The organism is Paenibacillus eucommiae, from assembly GCF_017874215.1.
GTDB classification, from domain to species: domain Bacteria; phylum Bacillota; class Bacilli; order Paenibacillales; family NBRC-103111; genus Paenibacillus_AI; species Paenibacillus_AI eucommiae.
Genome location: NZ_JAGGLB010000025.1, coordinates 16,056 through 35,233 on the forward strand (window position 1 = coordinate 16,056; position 19,178 = coordinate 35,233).

General features: G+C 43.3%; 16 protein-coding genes and 2 pseudogenes. 16 read left to right on the forward strand and 2 right to left on the reverse strand.

Annotation, left to right across the window (positions count from 1 at the left end; all coding sequences use genetic code 11):
• Positions 1-243: 243 nt before the first annotated feature.
• Positions 244-663, forward strand: a pseudogene (locus J2Z66_RS28760) (GNAT family N-acetyltransferase); the annotation flags it as partial.
• A 310-nt stretch (positions 664-973) separates the two neighbouring features.
• Here J2Z66_RS28760 and J2Z66_RS28765 read toward each other — a convergent pair.
• Positions 974-2,170, reverse strand: a complete 1,197-nt coding sequence (locus J2Z66_RS28765) for an MFS transporter (protein WP_209976192.1) — start codon at positions 2,168-2,170, stop codon at positions 974-976.
• A gap of 127 nt (positions 2,171-2,297) precedes the next feature.
• On the opposite strand from J2Z66_RS28765, the gene J2Z66_RS28770 reads away from it, so the two are divergent.
• The 6 genes and pseudogenes from J2Z66_RS28770 to J2Z66_RS28790 all read left to right on the forward strand — a co-directional run bounded on the left by J2Z66_RS28770 (position 2,298) and on the right by J2Z66_RS28790 (position 5,980).
• On the forward strand, positions 2,298-2,645 hold the full coding sequence (locus tag J2Z66_RS28770; RefSeq protein WP_209976193.1) for a winged helix-turn-helix transcriptional regulator: 348 nt from the start codon (positions 2,298-2,300) through the stop codon (positions 2,643-2,645).
• A gap of 389 nt (positions 2,646-3,034) precedes the next feature.
• Positions 3,035-3,385 (forward strand): hypothetical protein, encoded by a 351-nt coding sequence (locus J2Z66_RS28775; protein ID WP_209976194.1) that lies wholly within the window; start codon positions 3,035-3,037, stop codon positions 3,383-3,385.
• A gap of 325 nt (positions 3,386-3,710) precedes the next feature.
• Positions 3,711-4,013, forward strand: coding sequence for a type II toxin-antitoxin system HicB family antitoxin (locus tag J2Z66_RS28780; RefSeq protein WP_209976195.1), 303 nt, complete (start codon positions 3,711-3,713; stop codon positions 4,011-4,013).
• 595 nt (positions 4,014-4,608) lie between these two features.
• Complete coding sequence (locus J2Z66_RS28785) at positions 4,609-5,346, forward strand: helix-turn-helix domain-containing protein (protein ID WP_209976196.1); 738 nt, start codon at positions 4,609-4,611, stop codon at positions 5,344-5,346.
• Positions 5,339-5,425: pseudogene (locus J2Z66_RS44170) on the forward strand (GyrI-like domain-containing protein); the annotation flags it as partial. The gene J2Z66_RS28785 and the pseudogene J2Z66_RS44170, both read left to right, overlap by 8 nt.
• Before the next feature lie 39 nt (positions 5,426-5,464).
• A complete protein-coding gene (locus J2Z66_RS28790; RefSeq protein WP_245375915.1) occupies positions 5,465-5,980 on the forward strand; it encodes a hypothetical protein in 516 nt (171 codons plus the stop codon).
• A gap of 259 nt (positions 5,981-6,239) precedes the next feature.
• Here the strand turns inward: J2Z66_RS28790 and J2Z66_RS28795 are convergent, their stop codons facing one another.
• A complete protein-coding gene (locus J2Z66_RS28795; RefSeq protein WP_209976198.1) occupies positions 6,240-7,091 on the reverse strand; it encodes an NAD-dependent epimerase/dehydratase family protein in 852 nt (283 codons plus the stop codon).
• Between the two features lie 116 nt (positions 7,092-7,207).
• On the opposite strand from J2Z66_RS28795, the gene J2Z66_RS28800 reads away from it, so the two are divergent.
• From J2Z66_RS28800 to J2Z66_RS28840, 9 genes are all read left to right on the forward strand, one after another.
• Positions 7,208-8,035 (forward strand): helix-turn-helix transcriptional regulator, encoded by an 828-nt coding sequence (locus tag J2Z66_RS28800; RefSeq protein ID WP_209976199.1) that lies wholly within the window; start codon positions 7,208-7,210, stop codon positions 8,033-8,035.
• Between the two features lie 449 nt (positions 8,036-8,484).
• Positions 8,485-11,664, forward strand: a complete 3,180-nt coding sequence (locus tag J2Z66_RS28805) for an S-layer homology domain-containing protein (RefSeq protein WP_245375916.1) — start codon at positions 8,485-8,487, stop codon at positions 11,662-11,664.
• Positions 11,665-11,887: 223 nt separating this feature from the next.
• The gene (locus J2Z66_RS28810; protein WP_245375917.1) at positions 11,888-13,867 is read left to right on the forward strand and encodes an ABC transporter substrate-binding protein; all 1,980 of its coding nucleotides are present in this window, start codon (positions 11,888-11,890) and stop codon (positions 13,865-13,867) included.
• Between the two features lie 311 nt (positions 13,868-14,178).
• Positions 14,179-15,096 (forward strand): AraC family transcriptional regulator, encoded by a 918-nt coding sequence (locus tag J2Z66_RS28815; protein ID WP_209976200.1) that lies wholly within the window; start codon positions 14,179-14,181, stop codon positions 15,094-15,096.
• A 128-nt stretch (positions 15,097-15,224) separates the two neighbouring features.
• Positions 15,225-15,785: an endonuclease V gene (locus tag J2Z66_RS28820; protein WP_281068899.1), complete on the forward strand. Its 561-nt coding sequence runs from the start codon at positions 15,225-15,227 to the stop codon at positions 15,783-15,785.
• A 19-nt stretch (positions 15,786-15,804) separates the two neighbouring features.
• Positions 15,805-17,133 (forward strand): SMI1/KNR4 family protein, encoded by a 1,329-nt coding sequence (locus J2Z66_RS28825; RefSeq protein WP_209976202.1) that lies wholly within the window; start codon positions 15,805-15,807, stop codon positions 17,131-17,133.
• 47 nt (positions 17,134-17,180) lie between these two features.
• The gene (locus J2Z66_RS28830) at positions 17,181-17,873 is read left to right on the forward strand and encodes an energy-coupling factor transporter transmembrane component T family protein (RefSeq protein WP_209976203.1); all 693 of its coding nucleotides are present in this window, start codon (positions 17,181-17,183) and stop codon (positions 17,871-17,873) included.
• Positions 17,874-18,083: 210 nt separating this feature from the next.
• On the forward strand, positions 18,084-18,518 hold the full coding sequence (locus J2Z66_RS28835; RefSeq protein ID WP_209976204.1) for a helix-turn-helix domain-containing protein: 435 nt from the start codon (positions 18,084-18,086) through the stop codon (positions 18,516-18,518).
• Positions 18,519-18,728: 210 nt separating this feature from the next.
• Positions 18,729-19,151 (forward strand): DUF1801 domain-containing protein, encoded by a 423-nt coding sequence (locus J2Z66_RS28840; RefSeq protein ID WP_209976205.1) that lies wholly within the window; start codon positions 18,729-18,731, stop codon positions 19,149-19,151.
• Positions 19,152-19,178 lie beyond the last annotated feature (27 nt).

Consider the following 19,178-nt stretch of genomic DNA (forward strand, 5'->3'; position numbering starts at 1 on the left):
AGCTAAAAAGGGCTATGAGAGGAGAATTATAATGGTTGGCACTTGGTGACAGCTTCGCTGGTACTACCCCTAAAAAGAACTCTCCAGACGCGGAGGGTTCTTACATTTTTATCCATATGTTTGCGGGTGGTGTCAGCTACGCTGGTACTACCCCTAAACTGTGTTATCCCCTACTATGAGAGGAGTATCATCTTGAGCCAATCATCAATAGAAAATTTCATTCGTAATTTCCAAAAGGAAGACATGCCGTTACTTGGCGAGTTACATAAATCTGTCACAGCAAAAGAAAACACAATATTTTGGTGGGTCGGCGAAGAAGATAATTGGAGAAACGTTTATTGTGCTTATGAAAATGGGAAAATGGTCGCAAAGGGTCAAGTAAGCATAATTAACATTGTCCCTCCCGGTCGTTCAAAAGAAAACAATCATTCCATTTATGTCAATCTAAAGGCCATAACTGAAAGAGAAAACGACGCTGATTTACTTGATAAAGTTTATCAATATCTTTTAATAAGAGCCAATCAATTAAAAGAGTCTCTGCCTAAAGAATACGGAACCATACTTTGTGTCGGTAACGATGTGACAGAAACAGCTAACAATCATTTTTTTATCGAACAAGGATACAGTCATCTGAATAGTCTGTTTCGAATGAATCGGGAGATGCTTCGAACAAGCTCCACCTTGCGGAACGATTAGGACTTGCGTAATTACATGGTCGGTACCAGTTACCTATTCGTATCCGAGGAGGTTATTTCCAATGATCCTTCCTCCGACTCCTTTCATTACTTTCCAGATAATGACCTTCGACAAGATTAGCAAAGAATCCTTGTGTAGTCAGGAATTTAGTCGGAAAAGGTTGGCGGTTCCTCGCGCATCAGGTGGATCAGCTCGAGCAATTCCCTTCGCTAGGCATCGCCCGTCGGCAGTGCTACCACCGCGGCAGTCGATGCTAGAGGACAAAGTGCGTAAAATGTCATTTCGTCCGGTACAACCGATAGCTAATAAAGGTAAGGAGTGATGCAACTAATGCTAACACCCCGCCTACCCATCCGGTGTGGAGTAGACCGATATTGGTCGCAACCAGTCCTCCAATTGCCGCTCCGGCAGCAATGCCCAAATTAACAGATACGGGAAATAAAGAAGCGGCGAATACCTTGGCTGAAGGAGAATATTCCCCAGCCAAATCCATTAAATGCAGTTGGAATGTTACGTTAAATAAGTAAACGGCAAGACCGATTAATAAGATACTTATCAATCCGGGAATGGCCGAATGTAAAGTGAAATAAAGAGAGGCAAGAATGACGGCTTGAATAACAAAAACAAACCTTAATTTCCCCAATCCGTTGCGAATAGCAATTTTACCAGCTAACAAAGTACTGATGATAGAGGCGACTCCATATAGCAGCAAAATAAGGCTTGTATACCTGACTGGGATCAGTAGCACATTTTCCAATATAGGCGCGACATAAGTGTACACAACATAAGTGGCAGCAATGCTTAGCGCTGGGACAAAAAAGGCTAAAATAATTCGGGAATGTGTCAATACACCCAATTGGCTTTTTAATGAGCTTTGGGTACCCTTCAGGTTTCTAGGAAGTGTAATCGCCAACATGACCAAGGAAATGACGCCTAAAAAAGCCGTGAACCAGAAAGCCATGTTCCAACCGCCTGCTTGTCCAATCAAGGTTCCTAGCGGAACACCCAGCACACTTGCTATGGTAAAGCCAGCGAATACGAGTGAAACGACTGTGCCTCGCTTCTCGGCAGGCATTGTGTCACTGGCAACCGTCATGGCTATTGTCAGCATCAGTCCGCAAACAACAGCGGTAACCACCCTTGCCCCCATAAGCAAAGGATAAGCAGAGGAAAGCGCACTGATTATATTGCCTGCAATAAAAATTAGGATGCATACCAGCATCAGCGGATACGTAGGATAACGGCCGATCCAAACGGTCACGATAGGTGTACCGATGGCAACCGCAACGGCAAATCCTGATACTAGCGCCCCTGCCGACGAAATCGTTATTTCCAAATCAGATGCAACCTCGGACAGCAATCCGACAATGACAAATTCGCTTGTGCCCGTGACAAAGGTCAATAAAACTAAAGTAAAAACCAGAAGTTTCTGCTGTTTACTTAAGGACACTCCAATTAAGTTTGCTTTACCCATGACTTCATTTCCTCCTGTTTGTGATTCATGCTATTATGAATTAAAAGCATCAATAATAGAAGTACACACTTTTTAGTGATGTAGTAACCAAAAAGTAATAATTGTACAAACAAAGGGGCGTGGAGGAATGAGAACGTACTACTGTACGCTTGATGTTACGATGAGTATCATTGGCGGGAAATGGAAATCACTTATTGTTTATCATTTAACAAAAGAGGCCAGGCGAACAAGCGAGTTAAAGCGGATGATACAGGGGATAACACAGAAAATGCTAATTCAGCAATTAAGAGAACTAGAAGAAGACGGAATCGTTATCCGAAAAATATACAATCAGGTCCCGCCGAAAGTTGAATATTCGGTTACAGAACTTGGATTGTCTATGGCACCGATCTTAATTGCACTGTGCGAATGGGGAGAGAAATATTTAGAGGAAACCTTCGACAAAGGCGAATATCAAATTTTGAATAAATATTAATAGAATCAGTAAGACGGACGATTAGTTCTCCTTTACTCAATTGATATCTTCAATTATTCAAAAGCAAGTTAAAACAACTCATTCTAACGGGACAGGATAACGTCATGGACGTTATGGGTGCGGAACTGGCAGAGGAAATCTGGGATTGACCTTACATACAGAATATGGTATATTTTTGGTGTCCGGAAGCACCGGCAAAAAGAGCCTTGGGGAGAGCATCTCCAGGGCTTTTTTTTATTCCAGCAGCTCCTTATAGGGAAACTCCGCGACCGTTGGGGGGCAGGAGCTCAACAGTAGCAGATGAGTTCTTTGGAATATCATTAAGCTAACGGGCAGGATAGTTTAATCAATATGAAGAATAATTGATATCTTAGGATGTGTTATTAAAAATGACCCTACAGTTGGTACCTTTAGAAATTCCATCGGATTGGACTGTCGTTTGGAATCATTTTTTCGAAATTAATCCTGATGACTTTCATGACGAATCATATCCTTATGAAATGGAACTACACGAGGATATATTCTATTTTAGAAATGAAAAGAAAGGATTGATTTTGGATTTAGGATGGTACCCATCCATGAGTCCAGAAGGTACGTATACATTATATTTAGTGAAAATAGGAGACGAAGAAACTGGGCCCGAGTATTGGGACAACCCTATTTTGAAATATCGTTCCCGCAACATTAACGAGATAACTAATAAGATCCATAAAATCTTTGATAAAGTTGCTAATGATTAGACAGATACGTCCGAAGGAAAGTAAATCATTGGGCTCCGTAAAACGAAGGAGGAAAGATCGCAGGAATTTACTGGTCCGTAAAAGAGCAATCAGATAACTTAACTGTCCTTCACGGTTGCCAAGATGACAAATATTATTTTCCCCGGACGAGGAGAGATATAATTGAATATTTTCTTTTCAATACAATTGACTTTTGAACTAACGGGATGTGATAGCTCAACATTGAACAACAGCTGCCGCGGCGGCCTGCAGTTTCGCTAAAAATGCAGGTTAACGTTGTGTTAAAGGGTTCACTTTATTACTAACTCTAAAAGGTTGTGAATGTGTGAGCAAAGATATTGCATATTACATGACGAGGAGCTACAACTTCATTTCCGAATGTATACCTGAGAGTAATAATCGTTCGGGTTATTATATTGGTCTTGTAGAAGAACTTCCTGGATGTCATGCTTTTGGCACAACAATGCTCGAATTGTTGAAAGAAATAGAAGTTGTAAAAAAAGAGTATTTCCAATCACGGCTTAAAAATAAGGAATTTATACCCGAGCCTGGTGATATGAGTCAGCGCCGTCCATCCCATCTGAGAATTCAAATTAGGGGGGTGGCTATTGAACTAACAGATGAATGATTATGTGGGTATTATGCTAACTAGTAATATTAAACCTAAGACAAATTCAATAGGTGCTTAGATCATGAAGAAAAAGACAAGGGAAATTATTGTAGGAAAAAAAGGAATACTTATATGTAATTAATCAGAAGTATAATCAACAATTAAGCAATATTTCTAAAGATATCTTTAAAGGGCTTAGAAAATGTATTTTGTAGGAGGATTTCTGCTCTATGCGAATAAGCAGTCAGGCACTTATTGAACAATTAGATACAAATTATATTGATGCAAAGTTAAAGGATTTATCGTACGATCACGCATCTCATTTAGTACGTATGAGGTATGGTGACTCAACGGAGTTCAACTCTATAGGTGTTCCATGTTAATACCGATGATGGATTGTCAAATCACATGTGTCACAATAAAAATAAATACTAATTGCTGAGCTAACCTGAGACGATAGTTTAATGCTAAAAGGGATGCCAAAACGAATTGTAACCTTCATTGCGGTATCGGGGTAGTTTTCTCTTGTGAGGGAACGTCAACGATATGTGAAAAAACATCGAGAAGCTCGTAGCTTCCCATGCTACAATAAAGGCCGTGGAGGTGCACATCCATGGAATATGAGCAACGTATACAATCCGTACTTAATTATATTGAAACGCATGTGCTGGAAGACATTGCGTGTGAGTCGCTAGCAGAACTGGCCGGCTTCTCCAAGTCACATTTTCTGCGCGTGTTTGAAGCGTATACCGGTTATACGGTCATGGCCTATGTCCGAGGCCGCAGGCTACATCTGGCTGCCGAACGGATCGACCAAAGCGGAGATAAAATCGCCAATATTGCTTATGAGTATGGCTTTGATTCGCATGACGTGTTCGGCAGAGCTTTCAAACGCGCATACAGTATTACCCCGGAAAGCTATCGGAGGAGAAGGTTCCTTCTGCCCTCATTCCTCGCTGTCAATCTCGCGCAGCAGCGAAAAGGAGAAGAGTCGATGGTAGAAACAACACCCGAAGTATCGGTGTTAACGAGACCGGCTATGAAGCTAATCGGCATCGAATGCCGGATGGAAGATGGTTTTGAGTCTCCAGATTTGTGGAAGCGATATTTTGATACGTGGCAGGATACGTTCGGTAGCATCGCGCATCTTAGAGTAGAACCAGAGAAAGAAATGGATTATGCGTTGACGGTAGCTCAAGACGAGAGCGGCTACACCTATTTTATCGGGATCGAAGTGACAAGCATGGACCTCGTGCCTCCAGGGACGGTAGCACGGCACATCCCAAAGACGAAGTATGCAAGGTTCACGGCGATCGGATCGGTCACGGAGTCGATCAAGCGGGATGTATGATTATATTTTCAGGGAGTGGTTCCCGCGCTCGTCGTATCAAACGGCATCCGGTCCAATAATGGAACACTATGACATGCGTTGCGCGACCCACTTAGGTATTCCGCCCGAGCGACACGAAATGGATATCTACATCCCGATTGAGCCGGTCATGACGGAGACAAAAGAGCTCATCGAACTGCAGCCGTACCGGGCGGCCTATTACAAGGCTGTTGGCGGGAAAGGCAGGAAGTGGCATCAAGTGAAGAAAGAAGCTTTCGCCGTCATGATCAAGTGGGCACTGGCACAAGGCTTTGACAGCTCCGATCTGCGAATTCGAGTTCACAACAACGGCGGTGCAGCTAAAGAGGAATTCTATTATGAGGTCCACATGGACATCACCGAAGCCGTATCGGTTAAGGGGGATTCGCAAGTCAGCCTGGGTGATTGTGAAGGTGGGTCATTCGTCGTCACGCCTGCGCTTCATCGTATGCTTGAACCGACCAGTAGAGCGTTTTGCAGATGGTTAGAGCAGCAGGAAATGTATATTATGACGGGAAAATGCTTCGAAGAGTTTCTGATTCAAGACGGTAAAGTGGAGCTGGACACGGTTGTTAGAATTCATTTTGGTGCGAAGAGGGCTGGAGAGTCAGAATAGAGTAATTTATAATCAGGAAATGTTCTTTCGTTTTTTATTACACGTTTTATAGCTATTTTTTTGAATTAACGGATAACTAAAGTGGAGGAGCTTGCTACTGGCAGCTCCTCTTTCCATTGAACTACTACTATGAAGATCCATAGAAAAGCGGATCTTCTACGAAAGAATAACCAAACTGTTTATCACAAAGACCTTGCAGTTGGCAGGCAAATTTGAGTGTAACGAATACTCCTCGTGTTCGTTGCTTAAGGTGGAACTATTACAATGCTCCTGCATCCCTTGCCGTATAGAAGGTAGGGAATATAGGACGATAGTTTAATTCGTCCCGTATGCGTGTTATGTCCACGATCATATCCCATGGATTGAACTCTTGCAGCAAGGCTCCTCCCGCCAATTTTTGGTGAGGAAAACCATGGAGATGAACCAGCTCTGACACTGTAATGGGGGAATCATCAGCAACGTTATAGATGCTGCCATCAATGTCCGGTGTGGAGACGGCAAGCAGCAGTGCTTGGCCTACATCCGCATGGTGCACCATATGGAGTCGTTTGGCAGGGTTCCATTTGCTCATAATCGGCAGAAATTCAGAGATATGGGGATCACGTTCCCCATAGACAAAAGCAAACCTTACGATACGAAGCCCTAATCCCTGCTCACGATGCATCCGAAGCAAATCTTTTTCAGCTGTCGCTTTAGTTTGTGGATAAGGGAATGCAGGTCGTAGCCCATCATCTTCACGGCTCGGTCTGCTATGAGTACTTGCACCATAGACTAAATTCGTGCTTGCAAACACAAACCTTGGAACGTTCGCCTTTAGGGCAGCCTCCGCTAAAACAATGCTGGCATCGATGTTCGACATTCTCGCAGTTGCTTCATCTACTCCACGAAATTGTGCCGCCAGATGTACCACGGTATCAATACCTTGCAACGCAGTTGCGAGATTTTCTATTTGCAAAAGGTCACCTTGTATAACCTCGACCCCTTGCTGTTGAAAAGAATCCGCCTTCGAAACATCGCGAACCAAAATTTTAATGTTATGACCGCGTTGTAGCAAACGTGGTACAAACCGGCTTCCTATTTTTCCTGTTGCTCCAGTTACGAAAATATTCACTTTCGATGCCTCCTCATATTGTCGATGCTATACTAGTAGTATTACAGATTGCGGAATCAACTGCCTTCCTGTGTTTATCGTACGATTGGAAGTGTTAGGATAAAGGGGATCAAGCTATGAAAAAGAGTTTTAGAAACGAAACGCTGGGTGAATTTTTGCGAGCACGTCGAGAGCGCCTTACTCCGGAAGAAGTAGGGTTGCCGTCATATGGTCGACGCCGAACGATTGGACTTCGACGCGAAGAGGTGGCCCAACTTGCCCATATAAGTACCTCGTGGTATACCTCATTGGAACAGGGCAGAGTAGCTAATCCATCCGAGCAGGTACTGGATGGTTTGTCCGAAGGGTTACGATTGTCCATGGATGAGCGACGTCATCTCCACATGCTGGTAAGCCAAACAGATTTGGAGAAAGATGAAGTGGATCAAGAGGTGAGTACCGGTTTGGAGCGAACAGTGCTTGCCCTTGAACCTAATCCAGCTTTTATATTGGGGAGAAGTTGGGATTTATTAATGTGGAACAAAGCTGCAGAGGTTGTGTTTAGACTACCGGTATTCTCAAAGGAAATGCAGCAGCGGCCCAATTGGTTGAGAAGGTTTTTGACTGATTCTTCGCTTCAAATGAACAACTTGGATTGGGAAGAAAAAGCGCATGTCATGATTGCACGGTTTCGAGCAGATTACGCATACTGCCAACATGACCCGAGGTTTAAGGAACTAATAGAGGAATTTATGCAGATAAGTGAACTGTTCCGTTCTTGTTGGCTGCGGCATGACGTTCAAGTCATCACCAATTGCCACAAGCGATGGAGTGACCCCTTGATCGGGGAGATGGAGTTTGAGCACGTGACTTTACAGCAACCAAACAATCCGGCGTTAAAAATGATGATTTATACCGCATCATCATCAACGGCCGAGCTTCTAAAAAGTTTACTGAGATCTTAGGAAAAGTTGTTACCTCCAGGCACAACGCAGAAGCTCCGTTATAGGCATCGCGGGTAATTTATTGCGCTAACGAAAACTTTAGTTCAATAAAAAACAGCGGCATTCTTAGACAATTTAGTCCGCCGCTGTTTCATTTATTGGGTCAATTCTGCACGATCTTGATATGACACAATGTAATTTTCAATCCCCTTGCTTCACTTTGCTAGCTTTCGGAACTAATCTCGCATTGATTTGAAGGTTAAGTATAATTAACCAAGAAGGTGGGTGGAACTTTTTGTCGAATCTTAAGTAAGTGGGTTGACTATTTTTTGGAATTTAATCATTAAGGCAGAATGAATGCTTATGCTTGAACAGGAGAGGAGAACAATAAAGAGATATTAGAAAGTTAGTTGGGCAATTGCAGAAATATACGGAATGAAGCAGATTTTTATAACTGGAGGTAATATATTTTGACGCAGTCAAAGGCAATAAAAATTGTATTAATGGCTCTATTGGTCCTTTCTTCCGTTACGACTTCTATCATCCCTCTATCTCAGAACACTTATGCGATTGGAATGGATGCCGAGGCGCCACTTATTACAATGGAACCGGAAGATAAAACGGTGAATGAGTTAGAAAGCTTTACCCTAAGCGTTACAGCTGCCGGGAGCGGAGAACTGAGCTACCAGTGGTATAGAACTGATAGCTCAGGAACCATCGCGTTGAATGCAACGAAAGCGTCGCTTACCGTGCCTGGCCTAGGTGCCGGGGTGACGACCTACTATTGTGTAGTAACCAATACGGACACCAATGTATCCGGTATTCAAACTGCAACAGCTACGAGTGCCATAGCTACAATCACCGTAAACGCGGTGGTGAATGCCGAAGCACCGCTTATTACAATGGACCCGGAAGATAAAACAGTGAATGAGCTAGAAAGCTTTACCCTGAGCGTGGCAGCTACCGGGAGCGGAGAATTGAGCTACCAGTGGTACAGAACTGACAGCTCAGGAACCATCGCACTGAATACTGCAACGAAAGCGTCGCTTACCGTGCCTGGCCTAGGTGCTGGTGTGACGACCTATTATTGTGTAGTAACCAATACGGACACCAGTGTATCCGGCAGTCATACCGCAACAGCAACGAGTGCCGCAGCCACGATCACGGTAAACTCGGTGGTGAATGCGGAAGCACCGCTTATTACTATGGATCCGGAAGATCAAACGGTGAATGAGTTAGAAAGCTTTACCCTAAGCGTTGCAGCTACCGGGAGCGGAGATTTGAGCTACCAGTGGTACAGAAGTAACGACTCAGGAACCTTCGCGCTGAATAATGCAACGAACGCGTCACTTACCGTGCCTAGCCTAGGTGCAGGGGTGACGACCTACTATTGTATAGTAACCAATACGGACACCAGTGTATCCGGTAGTCAGACCGCAACGGCAACGAGTGCCTCAGCTACGATCACAGTAAACGCATTGAGGAACGCGGAAACGCCGAGCATCGATGTACAACCGGTTGATAAAACGGTGAAAGCGGGAGAAGTCCTTACTTTTAGTGTTGAGGCCAGTGGCGGCGAAGAATTGACTTATCAATGGATAAGAAATGACATCGATAGTACCTCTGGAGGCGCCTTTGTCATGGGTGCAACAGAACCATCGATTACGGTATCTAGTACAGATCTTTATACTGCGTATTACTATTGCCTTGTGACCAACACGGACACAAGCGCACCAGGTGTGCAAACGGCTACGGTATATAGCAGCACGGCGAAGGCAACGGTCATATTGCCTGATCTGCCTGTCACTCCGCAAAACCTGACTGCCGACTACGGCAATCGACGTGCGACTTTGAACTGGGGTTCGGTAACGGGTGCTACTTATTACAACATTTACATGTCAACTGTATCAGGACAATTCGATGAAACGCCAACTGTCGTATCTTATAATAATACAACGTATACGCTTGGAAAGTTAACGAATGGCACGAACTACTACTTTGTCGTAAAAGCAGCCAATTTAGCTGGCTTAAGCCCGGTTTCCTTGGAAGCTAACGTCATTCCAAAAACGGTGCCAGCCAAACCAACGGATATTTATGCGATTGCTGGGAACGGACAAGCTACCGTTTATTTTACAGCCCCAACCAATGATGGTGGAAGTCCGATAACAGGCTATGAGGTAACAGATTCACTTGGAAACCATACAATTACCGGTTTAGCTAGTCCAATTACGATTACAGGCTTAAGCAACGGGACGAGCTATACTTTTAAGGTGAAAGCAATCAATAGTGTGGGCGAGAGTGGAGAATCTGATCTCTCTAATGCGGTAACGCCAAAGGTTCCAGAAGTCAATCCGGACAGTGGTACACCTGTAGTGGAATCAGCCACACCCGAGCCAGTGAACACCGGAGTAGACGTTCTTGTGAACGGCAAGGTGGAGAATGCAGGAACAGCATCGACAACTACAGTGAATGGCCAGACGGTTACGACTGTGATAATTGATCAGAAAAAGCTGGAAGATCGGCTGGCTGCGGAAAAGAATGGCGCAGTGGTCGTGATTCCGGTGAACACGAAATCAGCGGTTGTTATCGGCGAGCTGAACGGTCAGATGGTTAAAAATATGGAAGACAAACAGGCCGTATTGCAAATCAAAACGGAACAGGCCACATATACCTTGCCTGCACAGCAAATTAATATCCATGCCATCTCCGAGAAGCTCGGGAAATCTGTAGACTTGCAAGACATCAAGATACAGGTAGAAATCTCAACACCAACTGCCTCGATGGTAAAAGTTGTTGAGGATGCTGCAAACAAAGGATCCTTTACGCTTGTAGTACCCTCTATCGACTTTACGGTAAGAGCTGTATATGGAGATAAGACTATCGAAATCTCCAAGTTCAACGCTTACGTGGAACGTACTATTGCCATACCAGGCGGTGTAGATCCAACTAAGATTACCACTGGCGTTGTCATTGACGCAGACGGAAACGTTCGCCATATACCGACAAAGGTAGTGCTAATAGATGGCAAATATTACGCACAGATGAACAGTATGACGAACAGTGTGCACTCCATCATATGGCATCCGATTAAATTTAGTGATGTTGCAGCCCATTGGGCACATGCTGAGGTTAACGATATGGGATCTCGTATGGTGATCGAGGGTACTGGCAATGATTTGTTTAATCCAGATATGGAAATTACCCGTGCTGAATTTGCTCAAGTCATAGTTCGCGGGTTAGGGCTGAAGCTTGAAAACGGAGCAACACCATTCTCGGATGTAAAAGCTGCTGATTGGTATAGCAGCGTGATCAATACGGCTTATTCGTATCAGTTGATCAATGGATTTGAGGATGGGACTTTCCGGCCAAATGATAAGGTTACTCGTGAACAAGCCATGGTTATCATCGCCAAAGCCATGTCGATTACAAACCTGAAAGCCAAGCTGGCAGTTGCAACAGAAGCAATCCTTCTTCCATTTGTAGATGCGTCTGAAGTATCTTCCTGGGCACAAGACAGTACTGCTGATAATGTACAATCTGGCATTGTTTCGGGAAGAAGCGGTAATAAGCTTGCACCGAAAGCGAACATGACAAGAGCCGAGGCTGCTGCCATTTTGCATCGACTGCTTCAAAAGTCTAATCTGATTTAAATCTGATTTAATATCGCTTGACCCACATAGATCATCCCGTTAAATGCCTTATAGGAGGCGGAAACGGGATGGTCTTTTTTCTTGTGATAAGGAAGAGAATGCAGTAGGAGTTTCAAGCGATAAGGAGTATGAAGTTGCTCAGAAAGTCATTACATTGAGGTTGATAATCATCCTCAATTAGTTTACCATACAAATATGATGTCGATTGAAGGAGTGAAGGTAGATGCCGGAAGAAATGGGTTCCACTCACCGCTTTACAAGAGGGATGATTGATATAGCTGTTCAAATATGGGCACGCTCATCCATTTCATTAATAGATGTTCGTTACAAGCTGCTTCATCCGGACAAACCGATCGAAAATTACAGAATGCCGACTAGTATGCTGGTATATACCTATGGTGGAACGGCTACCGTAAAACTGGATCGTACCGTTTATCAATCGGAACGTTATGGTATTTTTCATGGAGGGAAAGGAACGGAAGTATCGATTCATCCTACAAGCAGAAGTCTCGAGACTTACATGGTACTGTATAGAACGGAAACTCCGCCATTTTACAAAAGAGAAATTCATCGCTTGTTAGAACAAATGAATCCATTTATACAAGCATATGGCTTCTCACCAGGGAATCCTATTTTTTTTATGGAGAAGTTCTTGAGTATGTATGACGGTTGGAATCGGAAATCCGCGTTGAAACAATTTTATGCGAAGGTTGTCCTGTATCAGATTGTGTATGAAATTTACAAGGAGTTGGAAGAGGGGAATATTCGTTACTTCCAACCTGATTATGTGGATTTAATTAAGCAATATTTAGAAGAACACTATAGCCAGCCTGTGTCCATTCAACAAACTATTGACATGTTGCCTATTAGCAGGAGTCAATTGATGAGAATGTTTAAAAAAAGCGAGCATAAAAGTTTTCAAGAGTATTTGAATGGAATTAGGTTGAGTGCAGCCAAGCGGCATTTGCAAAACACTAATGCGACGATTCAAGAAATTGCAACCGCGTGTGGTTTTGTGGACGAATTGAATTTGATCAGAATGTTAAAAAAATACAATCATATGACGCCAAGTGAGTATCGGATAAAAATGATAACTGATATGGACGTTCAAGATATTGATAATGATTATCAAGATCACTACAATGAGGGAGGACTAAATAAATTAGTCAAATCAAAGGGAGATGGGGAGCTATCGATGATTGGAAAGACAAGAAACAAGGAAATGATATTGGCGGCAGCCATGAGCTTGATGTTGTTGCTATCGGCGTGTACATCGAATGCGCCTGTGAATAATGGAGCGACGGCGAGCCCGGCAGAGACGCAAGCACAGACAACATCAAATGCTGAAGCTAAGGGGAGCGAAGTTGTGACGCCGCAAACGAGAATTGTGCACACCCTCAAAGGAGATGTGGAAGTGCCCATTAACCCGCAGCGGATCGTTGTCCTGTATTTGATGGGCGATCTGCTTGCTCTAGGAATAAAACCTGTTGGTATCTCCTCACTGGTGGGAGGAGACGATGCGGCAATCGCTAGCGAATTGGATGGCATCACCACTTTGGGGTCTGGCCAACCGAGCCAAGAAGCGGTGATTGCCCTTGATCCGGATCTCATTATTGTTACAACGGATGAAATTTACAACAATCTTCATAAAATTGCCCCCACTATTTATATACCATATGACTTGCCCGTGGAAGAACGCATGGAAATTCTGGGGAAGTCAGTTAGTAAAGAAGGTCAGGCCAAAGAACTTTTGGACAACTTTTATAAGAAGGTGGAACTAAGCAAGCAGAAGCTGCAGCAAGCTGGTATCTTGGATAAAACAGTCACAATTATGGAAAGCAACAAAGGTTCTATGGCCGTAATGGTGGGGATGGGTTACGGACGGGGATCGCAGATCATTTATCAATATTTGGGAATGAAAGCACCCGAGATCGTGCAACAGGAAATAGAAAACTCCAAGAATGATGCGACTAGCATGGATGTCTCCTACGAAGTGTTGCCTCAGTATGCTGGTGATTATGTGTTCCGCTCTGCCTTTGAAGGGATGGCGGATTTATCAGATAACTCGATTTGGAATAACATTCCAGCAGTGAAGGAGGGCCGGCTTATCGATATGAGCTTTGGCTTGTTCTTCTACAATGATATCTTTTCGCTGGATAAGCAGCTTGACTTTGTTGTGGATAGCTTGCTGGGCAATGGTTAAGCCAAGCTGACAGTTACAACAGATGCGATAATCTGATTTAATATCGCTTGACCCACATAGATCATCCCGTTAAATGTCTTATAGGAGGCGGCAACGGGATGGTCTTTTTTGTTGTGAACTGTAGTGGCGCAGCGGTAAGTATTTGAATGAATCCATGACTTCTCCGCTGAAGCTAGCCTAGACGGCAGGATAATTCAAATCATTAAAGAATTATTTAAAAGAACTTTTCAATCACCTGTTATTTTGCTGCATGAAAAATCAGGCGGCTTGATCTACCTCATGATATGCTCCTTTTGAAAGGAGGGAACGCCGTGGATTGGCTTCAACGTATGAATCGTGCAATTGACTATCTGGAAGACAACTTAGAAAATCATATTGATTATGAACAGATTTCTAGGATTGCCTTATGTTCTATTTATCAATTTCAACGCATGTTTTCATTTGTGCTTGAAATACCTTTATCGGAATATATCAGGCGTAGGAGGCTTACGCTGGCCGCCTTTGATTTAAAAAACAGAAATAATAAAGTCATTGATATAGCCTTGAAATATGGATATGAAACCCCAGAATCATTTTCTCGAGCATTTCAAAATTTGCACGGATTGACTCCTACATTAGCGCGCAATGCCGGAAGTCAGTTAAAAGCCTATCCTCGCATCTCCTTTCAAATAATATTAAAAGGAGTTGTCGGGATGAATTATCGCATTGAGAAACGGGATGCTTTCCAAGTTTTTGGGTTAGAGGACATATACAATTACGACAATATTGCGAACGAACAAGGAGTATCGATCCCGGAGGTTTGGCAAAACATAGGCAAGAATGGCGAGTTTGACAGATTGCGCCAGTCGGTAGTTGGGGATTGGTGGAGCGAAGGCAATTTTAGCAAAGAGCTTGGAGCAGTTTTGGCATACGATTCCTACAAATTCACAAACAATACCACTTTCCCTTATCTTATCGGATGTTACAAATCGGAGAATAGCAAGGTGAGTGGGTATACAATTATTGATGTACCAGCATCTACTTGGGCGGTATTTTCAACATTAAGTGATGGAACTGGCAGCGGCAATGATGATTTGCGGTCATTAAAAAACCGGATATTTTCTGAATGGCTGCCCACATCCAAGTTTAATATGATAGATGGCGGCAATTTCGAAATGTATTGTACAGACAATGACGGCTATGAGTATTGTGAGTTATGGTATCGAATTGAGGAAAAACAAATAGGATAAAAAACACAAAGCTCGCATATCGCAAATCACAAGGCTGTCGACATTACCGACATTACCGGCAGCCTGTTCACGCTGAAAAGCCGGATGATTCCCTCACCTGTTCCCCGTTGACATCAAAATGTGATATATTGGCTATAATCTATAGCTTACAATGTGCTTCAAGGAAGGAATCACTATCCATGATCATCGCTGTCGATGTGTATTATGAGGAAAATCAAGCGAAATCAGTGGGGGTTATGTTTCAAAGTTGGGAAGATTCTAAACCACTCGAAGTTATCATGTCTTATACGGAAAACCCTCACGAATACGAACCGGGTTTTTTCTATAAACGAGAGCTCCCTTGCATACAGGAACTGTTGAAACTTACTGATATCAACCAAATACATACCATTGTTGTGGATGGCTATGTGTACTTAAACAACGAGAAAAAGCCTGGGCTCGGACATTATGTGTACACAGATTTTTCAGAGAAAATTCCAGTGATTGGTGTTGCAAAAACGGCCTTTCATGACAACGATGCCTTTGTCCAAAAGATTTATCGAGGCAACAGCTCCAAGCCTTTGTACATAACCTCTATCGGCATGGAGCTAGCAGTCGCTGCCGGGCACATACAGCGTATGTACGGAGAATACCGTTTTCCGCATCTGCTGAAATTGCTGGATAAACATACGAAGGAAGCCCGGCTCTAATCAACAGGGGGAATTCAAAATGTTGTTTTGGAAAAAAGAAACGCAGCTTGAGCGAATAAAAGACAAACTCAAAAAGGCCAAGCGCAAAGATAAGGCTTTTTTGGTGTTTGGAGCATCCTCACACAAATATAGTGTTAATGAGAAGCTTGCAGCAGAAGAGCTTGCGGACTGGCAAGCAAAGAATCAGATTACCCTCCCTGAGCCTTATGCGCAGTTTTTAACGGAAATTGGAAATGGAGGCGCCGGGCCATATTACGGGATTTATTCGCTGGAAAAGGCAGCTTCCTATACCGATACAAATGCACTCGCTGCAAAATGCGTTCTGCACCCTAAAGTGTCACAAGAGGAATGGAACCATCTGATCGAACCATTGATCCGTGATGAGGATATTTCCGATCTGGAATACGACGCAGCCCGTGATAGAGTGCTGGGCGGCATGTTGTGCATGGGCACGCAAGGCTGCGATTACGATATGTATCTCGTACTTGAAGGAGAACACAGGGGGAAAGTCGTTTACACATCAGATTTTTATCCTGATCATCCTTTTTTCTTTGTCTATGAAGATAACTTTCTGGACTGGTATGAGCGCTGGCTGGATGAAATTATGCTGGATTATGAGATAACTTGGTTTGGCAGCAAAATGCCGGGCGATGAAAATACTTTGATACAAGTTTATCAAAACGCCCCAAACGAAGAAATCAAATCAAAAGCGCTTGATGGCATGTTCAAGTTTAAGAAAATCTCGCAGCCAACCATTGATTTTTTGAGAAATGTTGCTGAGCAAACACCAAAAGATCGCAGTACAGCCATTCGTCTGATCTGCAAAACCTCTGTTGCCGCGGGAAGAGACTATCTTCTGGAGCTGCTGCACGCTGAAGCAAATGAGGATTTTTTACAAGCTTTAATCATTCTGAACTATTACGGTAAATCTGTTGATTTATCCGAGTTTATAAAAGTGATTGTGCAAAGTCTTGACCGGGTTCACGACCCTGAAACGTTACGTCATGTGGGGTATGTTTTGGAAACTTCTGGGGCGATTACACTCCAGAACTTTGCGCCCTTTTTGTGCCACGCCGACTTGAATATGCAATCCGCTGCCATCTATGCCACCCGCAATTGCCATGACAAACCGGAAAGTTGGGAAATCATTGAACAGATGTTCATGGGGGGCGGCATGGAGGTCGTGAAAAACTCAATTCAATATTGGGGCATTATCCCACATGAGAAGCTATTGCCTTATTATAAGGCTGCATGGCCGGCATATAAAAACAATCTTAATTTCAGGGTGAAATTTATAGATTGTTTGAAGGAATTAAATTTGCCAGATGATTTTTTTGACAAAGAGTAATATTGAACTTTAGATGATAGTAATCGTGAGAGGAAGTGAGTGATTACATGCATATGATCTCGGCCGTCTTGTTTTTCCTGACGCATCACCCGATCTGGTCATTCTTGCTGATCTTATTCTGCAGCTTTGCCATGGGTATCCTCTTGTCGATATGGCGTAACCATGGCAGATGGTTGTTTATCTTGCCCATTTTGGGTCTTCTGGCGGCAATTTTCAACATTTTCGTAACACATTATGTAAATTCATTATTTCTTAACGCCGTTGGAACTGAGGGGACTGCAATCATTGTTTATGCAGAGGAAACAAACTCCCTGTACAATGATGAATATGTTTGGGAGTACGAAGCAGTCCTGAAAACCTCCGAGGGGCAGGATGTGGTGGCGAATTTCAATACGATGTCCGCCAGCATTTATCCGCTGCGCAATGCCATTCTTATTCCGCCCAAGGGTGAAGGTTTCGTCGCCAAATATGTTCCGGGTTTCGAACGGAATATCCTCATTATGAGCGATGAGTCTGACTACGGAAAAAAGTGGGTAATGAATAAAGACCTAAATCAGGTTATAAAAGCTGAAGCCAAGTTTGCATCAAGCCCCAACAATCCGAAATTCATTTCGGAATACCGCCAGGCACTTCAGGCGTTCATCGAAAAGTACCGGGATGGGCCCGATCCAGCCCTACTGCGTCAGTATGAGCAAAAACTCGAAGCGCTTGATGCGACCGAACGCGAGCAGCAGCCTTAATCATCTGCGCGGCATGGATGGCTGACGGGGAAACAAGGCATCTCGTTAGCCTTTACGGAAGGGTTTTGTGTTCGAGAGCCGTGTACTTTTCAAAATATATCCTTGATTTTGGAAAAAGTTATTCACAAACGAACGTACGTGCGCTATAATGAATCGTGTTAGAGAGTTGTTACGTTCTCTGAGACTTCTACCTATCATGGAGGTAAATGTATGGATATTGGAGCAAGAATCAAACAGTTGCGATTTAGATCCAGAATCAATCAGGAACAATTAGCAGAAAACATTATGGTTTCCCGAGGCAATGTCGGAGATTGGGAGAGAGGCAGGGCGAAGCCAGGAGCAGACGCACTCCTTTCTTTAGCAAAGTTCTTCAATGTTTCAGTAGACTGGATTTTATCAGGCGAATCACTTCAGCGATATAATGACATACATACATTTGAGCATACTGACACTGAAAGAGCATCATCCAAAGATATCGAAATAATGGCGAAACTGAGTCAAATGTCAGAAAAAGATCTGTGCAAGGTAGTGGGATATATTGATGCAGTTATGGAAGGCTATCAAAACTATCAAAAGCAAGCAGAAAAGCGGGAGATCCTCGTATCGACGAATGGAGAAGCGGTCACTGGTAGTGATGAAAGCTAACTTTTTTTATGTCTTAATGATTAACTTTTTAATCAAAATTAAGATATAACAGATGTGAAGCATGCTTTGCTTTTATTTTTGCGGGTGGCACTCTGCGTTACCTGCGAAGCAAAACATCATCTATGCGACTCAGCCCCTCAGTACAGATGCTCACAGTTTCGTGTTATAATAATCAATATGATTTACCCGCAGGAAGGAGAGGTTTTACGTATGTATGAACAGAAAACAAAAGAAACCGACAACAGTGTTATTGAGTTTATTGAAAATGTCGAAAATCCTAAGAAGCGTGAAGATGCCTATAAGTTATTAGATATATTTACCGAAACAACTGGTTATCCAGCGAAGATGTGGGGACCGAGTATCATTGGCTTTGGTTCGTATCATTATAAATATGAATCCGGTCACGAAGGCAATGCACCGCTAGTAGGTTTTTCACCTCGTAAGGCCAAGATCAGTTTGTATTTTGCGACAGGTGACACAGAGCGGGAGGCATTGTTAAAGGACTTCGGAAAATATACGGCAGCGAAAGCATGTGTTTACATCAATAAGGTAGCAGATATTCATGTTGAGGTTTTAGAAGCGTTAATAAACCAATCTGTAAAGTTTCTGAAAGAGCGCTATCCGAATCATTGAAGCCTTAGAATAAGCATGAAGTCCACC